The sequence below is a fragment of the Kribbella sp. VKM Ac-2566 genome (assembly GCF_004366005.1).
In the GTDB taxonomy this organism is placed as follows: domain Bacteria; phylum Actinomycetota; class Actinomycetes; order Propionibacteriales; family Kribbellaceae; genus Kribbella; species Kribbella pratensis.
The window spans coordinates 209,324-226,173 of sequence record NZ_SODT01000014.1; the positions used below are offsets into that span (position 1 = coordinate 209,324).

Genomic DNA, 16,850 nt, shown 5'->3' on the forward strand with positions numbered 1-16,850 from the left:
AAGCCGCCGTCCTGGTGGGCGCGCGCCCGGCGGGACAAGATCCTGCTGCTGATGGCCCTGCCCGGGCTGGCGCTGCTCCTGGTGTTCCACTACCTGCCGCTGCTCGGGAACCTGATCGCGTTCCAGGAGTACCTGCCGTTCGTGCCGCTCGGCCGCAGCGCGTGGGTCGGGTGGGACAACTTCGCGGTGATCTTCAACGGCGACGCGGAGTTCCTGAACGCACTCAAGAACACATTGCTGATCACGCTGGTCCAGGTGATCTTCGTGTTCCCGGCCCCGATCGCGTTGGCGCTGCTGCTGAACAGCCTGCTGTCCGAGCGGATCAAGCGGGTCGTGCAGTCCGTGCTGTACCTGCCGCACTTCCTGTCCTGGGTGATCGTGATCGCGATCTTCCAGCAGATCCTCGGCGGCAGCGGACTGATCAACAACTTCCTCCGCGAACACGGGATGGGCACGATCGACTTCCTCGGCAACCCGGACGGCTTCATCGCGCTGCTCACCAGCCAGGTGATCTGGAAGGACACCGGCTGGGGGACGATCCTGTTCCTCGCCGCGCTGACGCAGATCGATCCCGGGCTGTACGAAGCCGCGCGCGTCGACGGCGCCTCGCGCTGGCGGCAGCTGTGGCACGTCACGGTGCCCGGGATCCGCGGGCTGATCATCCTGCTGCTGATCCTGCGGCTGGGTGACTCGCTGACCGTCGGGTTCGAGCAGATCATCCTGCAGCAGAACCTGGTCGGGAGACCGGCGAGCGAGGTGCTCGACACCTACGTCTACAACAACGGCGTACTGGCCGGCCAATGGGGTGTGTCGGCCGCGGTCGGCTTGGTGAAGGGTCTTGTTGCCGTCGTCCTGGTGCTCGGCGCCAACAAGATCGCCCACATCTTCGGCGAGGCAGGGGTGTACAAACGATGAGCGCTGTTCAGACAGGGATCGACGACGGTCCCGGGATGCCGTCGCGGGCGGTGAAGGGCGTCGTACTGCTGATCTGCTGCGCGGTCGTCATCATCCCGTTCATCGGCGTGATCGCGACCAGCATCGCCAGTCAGGAACACGTCACGAACTCCGGTGGGTTCGTGCTCTGGCCGGACGGGCTGAACCTGGACGCGTACAAGGCGATCTTCAACGGCGGCGTGGTGCAGCGGGCGCTGTTGATCAGCGTCGTGATCGCCACCTTCGGCACGCTGATCAGCCTGGCCGGATCCACGATGCTCGCGTACTCGCTCAGCCGGCCGGGGTCGTTCGGGCAGCGCCCGATCCTGATGATCGTGCTGTTCAGCCTGTTGTTCAGCCCGGGCCTGATCCCGAACTACCTGGTGGTGAAGGAGTTCGGGCTGCTCGACTCGTTGCTGGCGCTGATCCTGCCGACGGCGATCAGCGGGTTCAACGTGATCGTGCTGCGCTCGTTCTTCATGGGCATCCCGGACTCGGTACTCGACTCGGCCCGGATCGACGGCGCCGGCGACTTCCGGATCTTCTGGTCGATCGTGCTGCCGCTGTCGAAGGCGGTGCTGGCGGTCGTCGGGTTGTTCTACGCGGTTGGCTACTGGAACGCGTTCTTCAACGCGATGCTCTACATCAACGACACCGCGAAATGGCCGTTGCAGCTGGTACTGCGGACCTACGTGATCAACAACACCGAGCTGAGCAGCGGTGATCTCGGCGGCGCGTCGGCCGACCAACTGCCGCCGCAGGAGTCGATCCAGATGGCGATCCTGGTGGTGTCGCTGGTGCCGATCCTGATCGTGTACCCGTTCCTGCAACGGCACTTCGCCAAGGGCATGCTGACCGGGGCGGTGAAGGGATGACGGAAATCAGCAGGATCAGCAGGCGAACGCTCCTCGGTGGATCGCTGGCGGCCGCGGCCGTCGGCCTGAGCGGCTGCTCCACCGTCACCAGGTCGACGGACATCGCGGCGTTGAACAAGCCGGTCGCGCTCCCGACGTACAAACGCTTCGACGGCCCGAAGCCGGACCTGCCACGCAGCCACCCCTTGATGCCGGACTGCTTCTACCGCTTCCCGGAACATCCGGCGAAGGTCACCGACGGCGTACCGGCCGATGGCAGCGACCTGTCCGGGTCGGTGCCGACGTCGAACCCGATTCCGCCGACCGCGGACCGCAACCTGTACTGGCAGGAGCTGAACCGGAGAATCGGTTCGCCGCTGTCGCTGACGATCACCTCGGCCACCGGCTCCGATTTCACCAACAAGTTCGCGACCTCGGTGGCCGGAGACACGCTGGGAGATCTGTTCAACGTCGACGGCAAATTCTCCTATCTGCCACAGTTCCTCGAGGCCCGGGCCCAGGACCTGACCGAGTACCTGTCCGGCGACGCGATCCTGGAGTACCCGTTCCTGGCCAACCTGTCACCCGACTCCTGGCGCGGCTGCGTGTTCGCCGGCGGCATCCGGGCGGTCCCGATCCAGCGCGGCGTCATGTCGTCCACCCTGCTGCTGGCCCGGCAGGACCTCCTCGACCAGTTCGGCGTCGAGCTCGGCTCACCCGGCGTGGACGAGCTGAACGCGGTGGCGAAGGCGGTCACGGACCAGAAGAAGAACCGCTGGGCGTTCGCGGTCCCACCCGCGTCGGCGCTGAGCGCGATGCTGCGGCTGCCCAACGGCTGGGAGGTTCGCGACGGCCGGCTGGTGCACGGCCGCGAGCTCCCGGAGTACAAGGAGATGCTCGCGATCACGGCGAAGATGCAGGCCGACGGGCTGATCCATCCCGACGGGGTGGCGAAGAACAACCAGAAGGTCTGGTTCAGCCAGGGGTCCGCGGTGATGACGCAGGACACCTACTCGTCGATCCAGAGCTTCTACCGGCGCGCCGTGACGCCGAACTTCGCCATCGCGCTGCCGGTCGTCCGGGACAGCGCCGGGAAGATCGGCCGGTTCCTGCTGGGTTCGCCGAACAACTCGATCTCGGCGATCAGACCCAGCTCGCCGGAGCGGACCAAGATGCTGCTGCGGGTGCTGAACTGGATGGCAGCGCCGTTCGGCACCGAGGAGTACCTGTTCCGCAAGTTCGGCCTGCCCGGGCGGCACTACACCCTGAAGGGCACCGACCCGGTGCTGACCAAGGACGGCAGTAGTGAGGTCTGCCTGGGCGAGTTCCCGATCCAGTACCTCGCCGACGGTGGCTATCCGGTCTACTTCCCGGGTCATCCCGAGGCGGTCGATGTCGCGTACAACCACCTCAAGACGATCCTGCCGACCGCGATCCTGCAGCCGACGTACGGGCTCTACTCGTCGACAGACTCGACGAAGGGCAAAGTCGCCGACAAGGACTTCGATTCGCTCACCAAGGAGATCCAGCTCGGCCGCTCCAGTCTGTCGGACTGGGACAAGGCGGTGGCCAACTGGCGTAAGTCGAGCGGCGACGCGATCCGCCACGAGTACGAAGAAGCAATGGCCGCGCAGGGCCGGAAGTAGCCGGAGGCAACGACCGCCGTACGCACCGCCCGCAAGGCGATGCGTACGGCGGTTGGCTGTCAGTCGCAGCGCAGGCTGTCGAGGTTCGGTGCGTCGCCCATCGCCTGGTTGCCGGCGTCGTTGGGGTGCAGGCCGTCGCCGCCGTCGTACGCCGCTGCGAGCCGGGACGGATCCGCCGGGTCGCGCGTTGCCGCGTCGAAGTCCGCCACGCCGTCGAACTCGCCGCTCGTGCGGATGAACGTGTTCACCGCCTGCCGGATCGCTTCTTTCTCCGGCGTGTACACGAACGAGCTCCCCATCGGCGTCAACGTCCCGCCGACGATGCAGCGTCCGGAGGCGCGCACCCGGGCGATCAGCTGCCGGTATCCGGCGAGCAACTGCTCCGTCGTCGCGCCGGCGTAGATGTCGTTGATCCCTTCCAGCACCAGCACCGTCCGTACGCCGGGCTTGGTGAGCACATCCTTGTCCAGCCGAGCCAGTGCACTCGCCCCCGCACTACCCGCCTTCGCGACCCCGCCGAGCACCCGGTTCCCCGAGATGCCCTCGTTGGAGATCGCCAGCCGCGCCGGCTCCGGCAGTCGCGCGTAGCGGGCAGCGAGGATGTCCGGCCAGCGCCGGTTCGTGTCGATCGTCGTACCGACCGACGAGGTGATCGAGTCGCCCAGCGTCGCGACCGTCGCCACGTCCCGCGTCGCCTGGACGATCGCTGCGTTCAGGAAGTACCACGCCGAGGACTCGGTCTGGTACGCCGTACTCGACTCGTCGGCCGCGTGATCGCCGGATGTCGACTTGTAGCTGTGCTGCATCGCGCGGTTGTGCGCGGTGATCACGCCCGTCGTCCCGACCACGTGCAGGCTGACCGTCAGACTCGTCAGGGCCGGCACCACACCGGGCAGCGGGTCGCTGATCGCCATCGCACCCGGCGGGATCGTCACCGTAGTGCTGCCGCTGAACGTCAACCGCCGGCTCGACCCTGCTACCACGGTCGCGCCGCCGGCCTGCCGCCCGACGTACACCGAGTCAGACACCAACGGCTGATCCCCGTTCGCGTTGGAGATCCGGATGCGCAGATCCTTGCCGCCCACCGACGTCCGCAGCACGTTCCGCACCGTCACATCACTCAACGACCCGCCGGCGATGTCATCCGCCGCACCCCAGGTCGTCACGAGCCCACCTCCACGTCCTCCTTCACCGGTCGTCGCCACCTTGTCCGGTGCGGCCGCCACCAGACCCGCCGCACCCACCGCCGTCACCAGCAAACTCGCGCCCACCCGGCGCCACGCAGTAAAAGTCATGCCCATCAAGTCACCCCCGAATAGACATGCTTGCAATCGTTTGCACAGGTTCCGTCGCCGAACGGTCGGCCTGGCGAGCCGAACGGTAGATATCCCGGCAGCCGGTGGATTGGCCGGTCGGGGACAATGGGTAGTGATGACGCTGACCGAGATGTTGCCGGAGACGACCGAGCCTGACGACCTGTACGACGCGTTCGCGCGGTGGGTGGGGGAGCAGGGGATCTCGTTGTACCCGGCTCAGGAAGAGGCGTTGATCGAGGTGATGACGGGGTCGAACGTGATCCTGTCGACGCCGACCGGCTCCGGGAAGAGTCTGGTGGCGACCGGCGCGCACTTCGCGGCGCTGGCGAACGGGCAGCGGACGTTCTACACGGCGCCGATCAAGGCGCTGGTGTCGGAGAAGTTCTTCGCGTTGTGCGACGTGTTCGGCGCGGAGAAGGTCGGCATGCTGACCGGCGACGCCTCCGTCAACGCGGGGGCGCCGATCATCTGCTGTACGGCGGAGGTCCTGGCGAACATCGCCCTGCGCGAAGGGGCGGACGCGGACGTCGGCCAGGTGGTGATGGACGAGTTCCACTTCTACTCCGAGCCGGATCGCGGCTGGGCGTGGCAGGTGCCGCTGCTCGAGCTGCCGAAGGCTCAGTTCGTGCTGATGTCCGCGACCCTCGGTGACGTCGAGCGGTTCAAGATCGACCTGTCCCGACGTACCGGCCGTCCGACCGCGATCGTCGCGTCCGGCGAGCGCCCGGTCCCGCTCATCTACAAGTACGTCACCACGCCGCTGCACGAGACGCTCGCCGAGCTCCTGGTGACGCATCAGGCTCCCGTGTACGTCGTGCACTTCACGCAGGCCGCTGCCCTGGAACGCGCCCAGGCGCTGACCAGCATCAACGTCTGCACGAAGGAAGAGAAGGACAAGATCAAGGAGCTGATCGGGCACTTCCGCTTCAGCGCGGGCTTCGGCAGGACCCTGCAGCGCCTGATCATGCACGGGATCGGGGTGCACCACGCCGGCATGCTGCCGAAGTACCGGCGGCTGGTCGAGCAGTTGGCGCAGGCGGGATTGCTGAAGGTCATCTGCGGCACCGACACCCTCGGCGTCGGCATCAACGTGCCGATCCGCACCGTCCTGCTGACCGCGCTGAGCAAGTACGACGGACGCCGGCAGCGGATCCTGAAAGCACGCGAGTTCCACCAGATCGCCGGCCGCGCAGGGCGGGCCGGATACGACACGTCCGGCACGGTCGTCGTCCAGGCCCCGGACCATGTCGTGGAGAACGTCCGGTTGCTCGCGAAGGCAGGCGACGACCCGAAGAAGCAGCGCCGGGTGCAGCGCAAGAAGCCGCCAGAGGGCTTCGTCACCTGGGGTGAGGACACCTTCGACCGGCTGGTCGCGGCCGACCCCGAGCCGCTGCAGTCGCGGATGCGGGTCAGCCACGCGATGCTGCTGAACGTGATCGCCCGCGACGGTGACGCGTTCGCGAGCATGCGGCACCTGCTGCAGGACAACCACGAGGACTCCCGGGCGCAGATCCGGCTGATCCGCCGCGCGATCCAGATCTACCGGACGCTGCTCACCGCCGGTGTGGTCGAACGCCTCGACGAGCCGGACGAGAACGGCCGATCGTTGCGGCTGACCGTGGACCTGCAGAAGGACTTCAGCCTGAACCAGCCGCTGTCCACCTTCGCACTGGCCGCGCTGGACCTGCTCGACCCCGAGGACCCGCTGTACGCGCTCGACGTGGTGTCGGTGGTCGAGGCGACGCTGGAGGATCCGCGCGCGATCCTGCTGGCGCAGCTGCACCACGCCAAGGGCGAGGCCGTGCAGGGGATGAAGGCCGACGGCATCGAGTACGAGGAGCGGATGGAGCTGCTCGACGAGATCAGCTGGCCGAAACCGCTCGAAGAGTTGCTCGAGGCAACCTTGGAGATGTACCGGCAGACGCATCCGTGGATCGCGGAGGCCGGGCTGTCGCCGAAGTCCGTCGTACGGGACATGTTCGAGCGGGCGATGACCTTCGGCGAGTTCATCCAGTACTACGGTCTCGCGCGCTCGGAGGGCATCGTCCTTCGCTACCTGAGCGACGCGTACAAGGCGCTGCGGCAGACCGTGCCGCCGGACAAGGTGAACGAGGATCTCACCGACCTGATCGAGTGGCTCGGAGAAGTGGTCCGCCAGACCGACTCCAGCCTGCTCGACGAGTGGGAGGAGCTCACCAACCCGACCGAGGAGGAGGTTGTCGCGCCGGCTCCGACTGGTCCGCGCCGGATCACCTTGAACACCAGAGCCTTCCGCGTCCTCGTCCGCAACGCCATGTTCCGCAGAGTCGAGCTACTCGCCCTGCACCGCTGGGCCGAGCTCGGGCAGCTCGACAACGCAGCCGGCTGGGACGCGGGCCGCTGGGCCGAGGCCGGTACGGCGTACTACGCCGAACACGACGTCGTAGGCACCGGCCCCGCCGCCCGCGGCCCCGCGCTCTTCATGGTCGAGGAACACCCCGGCTACTGGGAAGTCCAACAGATCATCGACGACCCCGAAGGCAACCACGACTGGCGCATCACCGCGAGCGTCGACCTGAACGCCTCCGACGAAGCCGGCGAACTCGCCCTGGAAATGGTGTCTTTCAAGCCCCTGTGACGGTCGCTTCCGGAAGGCTCTCGTCCGGAATGCGGTGTAGACCAGAGACATGACTCTTCCTGATGAGGTTGTGGAGTTTGTACGTGTCGAGGTCGGCCCTCGGCACCATCTGGCGATGCGACGGCGCGGTGACGGCGGCGTTCCGCTGCTTCTTCTGCACGGATTCCCGTGCACGAGTCGCATCTGGTCGCACAACCTCGTGCCGCTGGCGGAGGCAGGCTTCGATGTCGTTGCGCCGGATTTGCGCGGGTACGGCGACTCCGACTTCGCGCCGGACGACTACTACGACTTCAACGCGTTCAACACCGACCTGACGGGTCTGTTCGACAAGCTCGGTTGGGAGCGTGCAGTCGTCACCGGACATGATCTGGGCGCGTCGATCGCCATCGATCTGGCCAACCGCCACCCGGACCGAGTGGGCCGCCTGGTGATCCTGGACGACTCCACGCCTGCTCTGGACGACGCGTTCGCGGCGGCCGGCATTCCAGCGGCCAACGCCAGCTCCGCGGTCTACGACTACGTTCGCCGTCAGGGCCGTGATGCCGATGCCTTGGTCGCGGAGCTGGACACGCCCGAGCGGCGGCGGCGATACGTCGCCGAGTTCTACGGGCACCGCCTGTGGTGTCCTCCCGACGCCTTCGACGAGCAGGACCTGGCTTTTCTGACCGAGCCGTACGGCGAGGCCGGCCGCCTCCGCGCGTCCTTCGCCGACTACGAGGTCGTCATGGGCACCCGGCCGCTGTCGGCCCCGGAGATGCTCGACCGTCCGGTCCAGCAGCCCGTCCTCATCCTCGTCGGCGCGGACCAGGTGACAAAGGACGACCACGTCGAGCAGCGGTGCGCGATTGCCTATCCCGAGGCGGTCGGCCCGTTCTGGGTCAAGGGAGCCGGCCACTTCCTGCCCTGGGAGCGACCCGAGCTGGTCAACCGCGCCATCCGCTCGTTCTGCGGCGATCTCCTGGTCAGCTGAACTCCCTAGCTCGGCCAGTTCACGTCGACCTCGGTTTCGGCGTCGTAGTTCACGCCCGGTACGTCGAAGCCGTACAGGCGGCGTACTTCGGTGAGGAACCAGGCGGCGTCGGCGACCTCGGCGATGTTGGCCTGGGTCACTGACTCCCACTGGGCGCGGACGGCGGACTGTACGTCGTCGTTGAGTTCCCAGCGGTCGAGGCGGATGCGGCCCTCGTCGTCCAGGTCGAACGGGGACGCGCCGGTGAGCTGGTCCCACAGGGCGATCGACTGCTCCACCGGTGTCTGCAGGCCGGTCACCTTGTGGAGGAGGCTGACGTACAGGCCGATGCCCGGGATCGCGGACGATGCCTGCGTGACCGCGGCGCCGTTGACCGACGTCATCGCGGTCAACCCGTCCGCGGCCAGCTTCAGCGCGGTCTGCTCCAGGTCCGCCTTGGCCGCACCGATCGAGCCCTGGCGGTAGAGCGGACCGGTCAGCTCGGAGCCGATGTAGGTCAGGGCGACGGTGTTGAAGCCGGGCTTGAGCAGATCGCGGTCCTGGAGCGCGGTGATCCACCGGGTCCAGTCCTCGCCGCCCATCACCTTCACGGTCTGCGCGATCTCGTCGTCGGTCGCGACCTCGATCCCGACCTCCTGCAGCACCGGCGCACCGTCGTCGAACGCGAGGCTCTTCGTGGTGTGCTCGGCGCCGATCGCCTTCAGCACCGACTGGTACGTCTCGCCGGTGCGCGGGTCGGTCCGCCGCGGCGCGGCGACACTGTAGACGAGGTGGTCGATCCCGCCGAGCTGCTCGGCGACCAGGTCGAGTACTTCGTCCTTCGTGGTGTCCGCGAACGCGTCCGCGTTCACGAAGGTCCACGAGCGACCGAGCTCGGCGGCGAGCGCGGCGGTCTCCGCGGTGCGGTACCAGCCGGCGGTCGCCGTACGTCGTGCCGTCGGAGCCTTCTCGAAGCAGATGCCGATGCCGTCGATGCCGTACCGCGCGAGCCCGGCGATCGTGGTCGCGAGCCCGTAGCCCGAACTCGACCCGATCACGAGCGCCGTACGGCGTTCCGGCGTACGACGCTCGACCTCCGCCGCCATCTCCCGCACCACCCGCGCACACCCCGCCGGATGCGAATCGAGAAACAGAAATCCCCGCCCAACCGGCTTCACCACACGCTCAGTCATGAGGGAGACCCTATTAGCTCCAGTACATCTCCGCATCGTCCGGCTCGACGACGACGTCGGCGCCGAGGCGGCGGAGGTTGCCGGCGAAGTCGGTGTAGCCGCGGTGCACGTGGTGGGCGGCCGACACGAGCGTCTCGCCCTCGGCGGCGAGACCGGCCAGCACCAGCGCCGCGCCGGCGCGGATGTCGGAGGCCACCACCGGAGCACCGGACAGCCGCGGTACGCCGCGAACCACCGCGTGATGCCCGTCGGTCTGGATCTGCGCACCGAGCCGGGTCAGCTCCTGCGCGAACGTGAACCGGCCCTCGAACAGGTTCTCGGTGACCATCGCCGCGCCGTCGCTGATCGCGTTCAGCGCGATCACGAACGCCTGCAGGTCGGTGGCGAACCCGGGGTAGGGGAGCGTGACCACGTCCACGGGCTTCGGCCGGTCGTGCATCCGGACCCGGAAACCGGGGTTCAGCACCGTGATCTCCGCGCCGGCCTTGTGGAGCTTGTCGAGCGGCAGCTCGAGGTGCTCCGCGTGCCCGTTGGTGACTGTCACGTCACCCTTGGTGATGGCCGCCGCGAACGCCCAGCTGCCGGACACGATCCGGTCCGGGACCACGACGTGGTCGACGGGCTTGAGCAGCCCGCTCACCCCGGTGATCTCGATCCGCGGCGAGCCGGCGCCGTCGATCTGCGCGCCCATCTCGACCAGCATCGCCGCGATGTCCTGGATCTCCGGCTCGCGGGCGGCGTTCTCGATGATCGTCGTACCGCGCGCGAGCACGGCCGCCATCATGATCGTCTCGGTGGCGCCGACGCTCGGGAAGTCCAGCCAGACCTCGGCGCCGTGCAGCCCCTGCGGAGCCTCGGCGATCACGAAACCGTGCTCGATGTGCACCTTGGCGCCCATCGACTCCAGGCCCGCGACGTGCATGTTCAGGCCGCGGGAACCGATGTTGTCGCCGCCCGGCAGCGCGACCTCCGCCTGGCCGCAGCGGGCCAGCAGCGGACCGAGCACCGAGATCGACGCGCGCAGCTTGCGGACCAGGTCGTAGTCACACTGGTGCCCGATCGTGCCCGGGACGGCGATCGTCGCGAGCCGCTGCTCCGCGTCAACCTTCACCTCGCAACCGAGAGTGTCCAGCAGTTGCGCCATGAACGTGACGTCGAGAATGCCCGGCACCTGCCGCAGCGTCGTCGTACCCTCTGCCAGCAGCGCTGCCGCCATCAGCTTGAGCACACTGTTCTTCGCTCCGGCCACCTCGACAGTGCCGTCGAGCCGTGCCTCACCCGCGATCCGAAACCGTTCCACCGGTCGACTGTAGCGTTTGACCCGCCGAGGCTTTGCGTAGAGTCCTGGCATGGCTGTGAACTTGACGCGGATCTACACCCGCACCGGAGACGCCGGCGAGACCCGCCTCGGCGACAACTCCGTCACCTCGAAGACGGATCCGCGGCTGGCGGCGTACGGCGAGGTCGACGAGGCGAACTCCGCGATCGGCGTGGCCATCGCGGCCGGGCACCTGAACACTGCGCTCGTGGTCCTGCTGACCCACGTCCAGAACGACCTGTTCGACGTCGGCGCGGACCTGTGCAACCCGATCACGCCCGACCCGGAATACCCGCCGCTGCGCATCACCCAGGACTACATCGACCGCCTCGAGGGCTGGTGCGACGACTACAACAGTCGTTTGACCAAGCTCCGGTCGTTCATCCTGCCCGGCGGCACCGAGGGCGCGGCGTACCTGAACGTCGCCCGCACGGTTGTCCGCCGCGCCGAGAGGGCCGGCTGGGCCGCCGTCGAGGCGCACGGGCCGTCCGTCAACCTGCTTGCGCTCACCTATCTGAACCGGCTGTCCGACCTGCTCTTCATCCTCGGCCGCGTCGCGAACCTGTCCTCCGGAGGCGACGTCCTCTGGGTCCCGGGCGGAGAACGGGGTTAGCTGATCTCCCAGCTGAAGGGCATCCGCAGTACGCCGGCCGGCGGCAACCCCAGCGCGCTGTAGAGACCGGTGGTCAGGCCGTCGAGCGTCAACGGCGCCGCACCGACAGCCAGATCATCGGTCGTCGTGGGCGCCTTCAGCTGACTGAGCAGGTTGCGGTGCGGTACGGAGGTCACGGCGATCTCGTCGCGGTCCAGACCGGCCCGGTTGCACGCAAGCGTCAGTGCGTGCTGGAAGCCGCCGAGCTCGTCGATCAGCTTGTGGCTGTGCGCGTCGGCGCCGGTCCAGACCCGTCCGCGGGCCAGCGACTCCAGTTGGTCCTCGGGCAGGCCGCGATCCTGTGCGGCCTTGGCGACGAAGTCCTTGTAGATGCGGTCGAGTGTCTCCTCCAACCGCGCCCACTGCTCGTCGGTGAACTCCTCCTGCGCCGAGTACATCTGTGCGTTCGCGCCCTCCGACACGGCCTCGCGTGAGATGCCGATCCGCCCGAGCGCATCGCGTATGACGCCCTTGCCGGTGAGGACCCCGATCGACCCGGTGATCGTGCCGGGCTGCGCCACGATCACGTCGGCCGGCATCGCCACGAAGTACCCACCAGATGCGGCCACACCACCCATCGACGCGATCACGGGCCGTCCGGTCGAGCGCAGCCGCAGTACTTCGTTGCGGATCGCGTCCGAGGCGACGTACGAACCACCTGGGCTGTCGACGCGCAGCACTACCGCCTTCACGCGTTCGTTGTCCGCTACAGCACGCAGTGCGGCTCCGACGGTGTCGGAGCCAGAGCCAGGACCCCCCATTGGGCTGTTGGAGTTGCGGCCGACCGAGATGCCACCTGTCACACGGACAACCGCCAGCAGCGGCTTCTGCGGCCACGGGAGGTTCTTGCGTACCTCGTGGAGCGTCCGCGGACCACGCCGGATGTACCGCTCGGCCAGCAGCCTGTCGTCGTACCGCAGCTCCTTCTCGAGCTCGTCGTACACGTCCGACCGGTAGCCGAGTCGATCGACCAGTCCGGCGTCCAGACCGACCTGTGCGGGCAGCGGCGCACCGTCGACGAGCTCTCGGACCCGTGCACTGTCCAGACGCCGTCGTACGGCGATGCCCTCGACGATCTGTTCGTACGCCGACTCCGCCAGCCGCGACGCCATCTCGCGAGCGGGCGCGGTCATCTCCCGTTCGGTGAACGTGTCGGCAGCGGTCTTGTACTCACGCCGCTTGCCGAACTGGGGGATCACACCGGCCTTGTCGAGCGCCCCGCGGACGAAGACCGCCTGCACGGACACACCGGTGATCGCCAGGTCGCCGGACGGCTGGAGCCAGATCTCGTCGAACGCCGTCGCCAGGTAGTACGGCACCGTGCCCTGTCCGGTCTCGCCGAACGACTCGGTCCACGCTACGGCCGCCTTGCCCGACGTACGGAAGTCCGCCACCGCCTCACGCAGCTCCTGCACCTGCGCGAGTGAGAGCCGGCTGCCGCCGATGTGGGCCACTACGCCGACCACACCGTCGTCCCGCGCCCCCTTCCGCAGCGCGCCTACCAACTCGCGCAGAGTCGGCAGGTGGCGCGCACGGAACGCCGCCACCGGTGAAGCGGGCGGCGTCTCGAGTACGCCGCGGGTCAGGTCCAGCTCGAGCAGAGTCCCCATACTCCGACCCTAGACCCACACAAAAGGCCGATCAGCTCGACCAGTTCGCTCAAGGAGTTTCGAGCAGGCCGCGGGCGGCGGCTTCGTCCTTCGGCCAGACGTAGACCGTCCAGCCGTCGGTGGTGCGGGCCGCGGTGGCCTTGATGCCGAAGTCCCGCAGGCGGCTGACCAGGACGCGGGCCTCGTTGTAGTTCGGCACGGTGCGGATGTCGATGAGCAGGCCGAAGGCGTCCCGGTCGGCCGGGCGGTGGTCCACCCGGCGTACGAGCGACCCGCCCTTCGCCTTCGAGAAGGCCCAGCGGCACAGCAGCACCATCACGCCGGCCAGGGCGATGGCCACCACCGGGAACAGGAAGTAATCCTCGGCGAACACGGACACCATTGTCTCGCGAAACAAAAGATCCTGACCCCTTGGCAACCTTCCGTGTCTCCAGGGAGTCTTTACCAACACAGACGCTGCCATACAAATTTTCTGGGCCGGCCGATCAACTCGGGGGCCGCCGGAAGAGCGGGAGGGCACGGACATGCTCGCACCGACCCACAGCAAGCCCAACAGGGCCTCTGACAACGTCGTACACCTGACCGGCATCCTGGACGTGCGCTCCGTCGGCGACGTCCGTCAAACTCTCAACGACCTGATCGACGCCTCCGACGGCGACGTGATCGTGGACCTGGAAGAGGTCGATGCGGTCGACGCGACCGGTCTCGGCCTGCTGGTCGCGACCCACCGCCGCACCCAGTTGCTCGGCCGCCAACTCGTGCTCTGGCACCCGATGCCGTCGGTCGTCCGCATCCTCGCGGTCACCCGTCTGCACCGCGTGCTGAACGTGGAGCGGACCCCGCTCCCGATCAGCGCCTGACTGTGATCTAAGCCCCTGGTGACGCCAGTCACGAGAGGCAGACTCACAAGGGCACAGAGTCCTACTCTCGGGTACATGGCGACCGACAAGGATCGACCCTGGGTGATGCGGACGTACGCGGGCCACTCGTCCGCGGCGGAGTCCAACGCGCTGTTCCGCCGGAACCTCGCGAAGGGCCAGACCGGGCTGTCCGTTGCGTTCGACCTGCCGACCCAGACCGGGTACGACGCGGACCACCCGCTCGCGAAGGGTGAGGTCGGAAAGGTCGGCGTACCGGTCGCGCACCTGGGCGACGTACGGGCGTTGTTCGACCAGATCCCGCTCGCGCAGATGAACACGTCGATGACGATCAACGCGACCGCGATGTGGCTGCTCGCGCTCTACCAGGTCGCCGCGCAGGAGCAGGGCGCGCTGCCGGACGAGCTGACCGGGACCACGCAGAACGACATCGTCAAGGAGTACCTGTCGCGCGGGACGTACGCGTTCCCGCCGGACGCGTCGCTGCGGCTGACGACCGACCTGATCGCGTACACGGTCGCCACGATGCCGAAGTGGAATCCGATCAACATCTGCAGCTACCACCTGCAGGAGGCCGGCGCGACGCCCGTCCAGGAGTTGGCGTTCGCGCTGTCGACGGCGATCGCCGTACTCGACCGGGTACGGGACGGCGGGCAGGTGCCGCCGGAGCGGTTCGGGGACGTCGTGCAGCGGATCTCGTTCTTCGTGAACGCCGGCGTGCGGTTCATCGAGGAGACGTGCAAGATGCGTGCCTTCGTCCGGCTCTGGGACGAGCTGACGCTGCAGCGGTACGGCGTGACGGACGCGAAGGCCAGGCGGTTGCGGTACGGCGTACAGGTGAACTCGCTCGGCTTGACGGAGGCGCAGCCGGAGAACAACGTGCAGCGGATCGTCCTCGAGATGCTCGGGGTGACGCTGTCGAAGAACGCGCGCGCGCGGGCGGTCCAGCTGCCGGCCTGGAACGAGGCGCTCGGGTTGCCGCGACCGTGGGACCAGCAGTGGTCGTTACGGATGCAGCAGGTGCTGGCGTACGAGTCCGACCTGCTCGAGTACGACGACATCTTCGACGGGTCGCACGTGATCGAGGCGAAGGTCGACGAGCTGGTCGCCGGGGCGCAGGAGGAGATCGACCGCGTGCAGGCGATGGGCGGCGCGGTCGCCGCCGTCGAGAGCGGGTACCTGAAGCAGGCGCTCGTCGGATCGCATGCCGAGCGGCGGCAGCGGATCGAGTCCGGCGAACAGATCGTCGTCGGCGTGAACAAGTTCGAGAACACCGAGCCGTCGCCGCTGACCGCCGACCTCGACACCGCGATCCAGACTGTCGACCCGGCGGCCGAATCGGCTGCGCTGGAGTCACTGCGGAAGTGGCGCGGCCTTCGCGACGCGTCGGCGGTGGAGGCGGCGCTCGGGAGGCTGCGCGCCGCCGCGAAGACCACCGACAACCTGATGCCCGTGACGCTCGAGTGCGCTCGCGCCGGCGTGACGACCGGCGAATGGGCCGGCGTACTGCGGGAGATGTACGGCGAGTACCGCGCACCGACCGGTGTCGCCGGATCCGTCGGGGTTTCCGGTAGTGGCGCCGAGATCGCCGCGGTCCGTGAGAAGGTCGCCGCCACGTCGTCCGAGCTCGGCGGCCGCCTCCGCCTCCTGGTCGGCAAGCCCGGTCTGGACGGCCACTCGAACGGCGCCGAGCAGGTCGCGGTCCGCGCCCGCGACGTCGGCTTCGAGGTCATCTACCAAGGCATCCGCCTGACTCCCGAGCAGATCGTCGCCGCGGCCGTCGCCGAGGACGTCCACTGCGTCGGTCTCTCGATCCTGTCCGGCTCGCACATGGAACTGGTCCCGCAGGTGGTCGAAGGCCTCCGCGAGGCAGGTCTCGAGGACGTCCCCGTCGTCGTCGGCGGCATCGTCCCCGAAGCCGACGCCAACTCCCTGCGGTCCGCCGGCGTGGCCGCCGTCTACACCCCCAAGGACTACGACCTCACCGGCATGATGTCCGACGTCGTCGACGTCATCCGCCACGCGAACAAGTTGTAGGCCGTGGTAGAAGGAAGGCATGACCGCTAATACTCGGCAGCTGTCCAACGGAACTGAGATCCCGGTGCTCGGGCTGGGGGTCTGGCAGGTGGATGACGGGGCGGAGTGCGAGCGCGCCGTCACCTGGGCGCTCGAGGCCGGTTACCGGCTGATCGACACCGCGCAGGCCTACCGGAACGAGGCCAGCGTCGGGAAGGCGATCAGGGAGAGCGGGATCCCGCGTGAAGAGATCTTCCTGACGACCAAGTTCTACCCGGGCGGCAAGGACGCGCGGGTCGAGGCGGAGAAGAGCCTCGAGCGGCTCGGGACCGACTACCTCGACCTCTACCTGATCCACTGGCCGCAGGGCGGGCCGACCTGGGCGTGGCCGGCGATGGAAGCGGCCGTCGACGCGGGCCTCACCAAAGGCATCGGCATCTCCAACTTCAGCTCCACCGAGCTGCAGGAACTGAACAAGATCGCCCGCATCCAGCCGGCCGCGAACCAGATCCAGTTCAGCCCGTTCGAGTACCGCAAGGGCCTCGTCGAGGCCTGCGAGGAGGCGAACGTCGTCGCGCAGGCGTACAGCCCGCTCGGCACCGGCCGCCACCTCGGCGACCCGGTCATCGCCCGGATCGCCGAGGCCACCGGCCACACGCCGGCGCAGGTCCTGATCCGCTGGGCGATCCAGAAGGGCCTCTCGGTGATCCCGAAGTCCATCCACCAGGACCGCATCGTCGAGAACTTCAACGTCTTCGACTTCGAGCTGGACGACGCGGCGATCGCCGACCTCGACGCCCTCGACACCACGAACCTGACCGCGGACGCCCTGTCCCAGAGTGGCAAGTGGTGGTCCTGACCCCGCGAC

14 protein-coding genes are annotated in these 16,850 nt (G+C 68.0%); 9 read left to right on the forward strand and 5 right to left on the reverse strand.

Going from position 1 to position 16,850, the window contains the following annotated elements; translation table 11 throughout:
• The first annotated feature begins 51 nt into the window (after positions 1–51).
• The 3 genes from EV647_RS34905 to EV647_RS34915 are packed head-to-tail and all read left to right on the forward strand — an operon-like array spanning position 52 to position 3,433.
• A complete protein-coding gene (locus EV647_RS34905; protein ID WP_134010749.1) occupies positions 52–915 on the forward strand; it encodes a sugar ABC transporter permease in 864 nt (287 codons plus the stop codon).
• Positions 912–1,808 (forward strand): carbohydrate ABC transporter permease, encoded by an 897-nt coding sequence (locus EV647_RS34910; RefSeq protein WP_134010751.1) that lies wholly within the window; start codon positions 912–914, stop codon positions 1,806–1,808. Before EV647_RS34905 ends, EV647_RS34910 begins: the two co-directional genes overlap by 4 nt.
• Positions 1,805–3,433: an extracellular solute-binding protein gene (locus EV647_RS34915; protein WP_134010753.1), complete on the forward strand. Its 1,629-nt coding sequence runs from the start codon at positions 1,805–1,807 to the stop codon at positions 3,431–3,433. Before EV647_RS34910 ends, EV647_RS34915 begins: the two co-directional genes overlap by 4 nt.
• Positions 3,434–3,492: 59 nt before the next feature.
• Here EV647_RS34915 and EV647_RS34920 read toward each other — a convergent pair whose 3' ends face one another.
• Positions 3,493–4,728 (reverse strand): SGNH/GDSL hydrolase family protein, encoded by a 1,236-nt coding sequence (locus EV647_RS34920; RefSeq protein ID WP_202876420.1) that lies wholly within the window; start codon positions 4,726–4,728, stop codon positions 3,493–3,495.
• A 136-nt stretch (positions 4,729–4,864) separates the two neighbouring features.
• Between EV647_RS34920 and EV647_RS34925 the strand changes: the two genes are divergently transcribed.
• Together EV647_RS34925 and EV647_RS34930 are read left to right on the forward strand one after the other, a co-directional pair.
• Positions 4,865–7,366: an RNA helicase gene (locus EV647_RS34925; protein ID WP_134010757.1), complete on the forward strand. Its 2,502-nt coding sequence runs from the start codon at positions 4,865–4,867 to the stop codon at positions 7,364–7,366.
• A gap of 115 nt (positions 7,367–7,481) precedes the next feature.
• Entirely contained in the window at positions 7,482–8,336 is an 855-nt protein-coding gene (locus EV647_RS34930) for an alpha/beta fold hydrolase (protein WP_166680498.1), read from the forward strand.
• 5 nt (positions 8,337–8,341) lie between these two features.
• On the opposite strand, the gene fabV is transcribed toward EV647_RS34930, so the two are convergent.
• Both fabV and murA read right to left on the reverse strand, forming a co-directional pair.
• Entirely contained in the window at positions 8,342–9,508 is a 1,167-nt protein-coding gene (gene fabV, locus EV647_RS34935) for an enoyl-[acyl-carrier-protein] reductase FabV (protein ID WP_134010761.1), read from the reverse strand.
• 13 nt (positions 9,509–9,521) lie between these two features.
• Positions 9,522–10,808, reverse strand: coding sequence for a UDP-N-acetylglucosamine 1-carboxyvinyltransferase (murA, locus tag EV647_RS34940; RefSeq protein ID WP_134010763.1), 1,287 nt, complete (start codon positions 10,806–10,808; stop codon positions 9,522–9,524).
• Positions 10,809–10,857: 49 nt separating this feature from the next.
• Between murA and EV647_RS34945 the strand changes: the two genes are divergently transcribed.
• Complete coding sequence (locus tag EV647_RS34945) at positions 10,858–11,439, forward strand: cob(I)yrinic acid a,c-diamide adenosyltransferase (RefSeq protein WP_134010765.1); 582 nt, start codon at positions 10,858–10,860, stop codon at positions 11,437–11,439.
• Here EV647_RS34945 and sppA read toward each other — a convergent pair.
• Positions 11,436–13,088 (reverse strand): signal peptide peptidase SppA, encoded by a 1,653-nt coding sequence (sppA, locus tag EV647_RS34950; RefSeq protein ID WP_134010767.1) that lies wholly within the window; start codon positions 13,086–13,088, stop codon positions 11,436–11,438. The genes EV647_RS34945 and sppA overlap by 4 nt on opposite strands.
• 49 nt (positions 13,089–13,137) lie before the next feature.
• Positions 13,138–13,470, reverse strand: coding sequence for a hypothetical protein (locus EV647_RS34955; RefSeq protein WP_134010769.1), 333 nt, complete (start codon positions 13,468–13,470; stop codon positions 13,138–13,140).
• Positions 13,471–13,612: 142 nt separating this feature from the next.
• On the opposite strand from EV647_RS34955, the gene EV647_RS34960 reads away from it, so the two are divergent.
• The 3 genes from EV647_RS34960 to EV647_RS34970 all read left to right on the forward strand — a co-directional run bounded on the left by EV647_RS34960 (position 13,613) and on the right by EV647_RS34970 (position 16,841).
• A complete protein-coding gene (locus EV647_RS34960; RefSeq protein ID WP_134010771.1) occupies positions 13,613–13,948 on the forward strand; it encodes an STAS domain-containing protein in 336 nt (111 codons plus the stop codon).
• 75 nt (positions 13,949–14,023) lie between these two features.
• Positions 14,024–16,003 (forward strand): protein meaA, encoded by a 1,980-nt coding sequence (locus EV647_RS34965; protein ID WP_134010773.1) that lies wholly within the window; start codon positions 14,024–14,026, stop codon positions 16,001–16,003.
• Between the two features lie 19 nt (positions 16,004–16,022).
• Positions 16,023–16,841 (forward strand): aldo/keto reductase, encoded by an 819-nt coding sequence (locus tag EV647_RS34970; RefSeq protein ID WP_134010775.1) that lies wholly within the window; start codon positions 16,023–16,025, stop codon positions 16,839–16,841.
• Positions 16,842–16,850 lie beyond the last annotated feature (9 nt).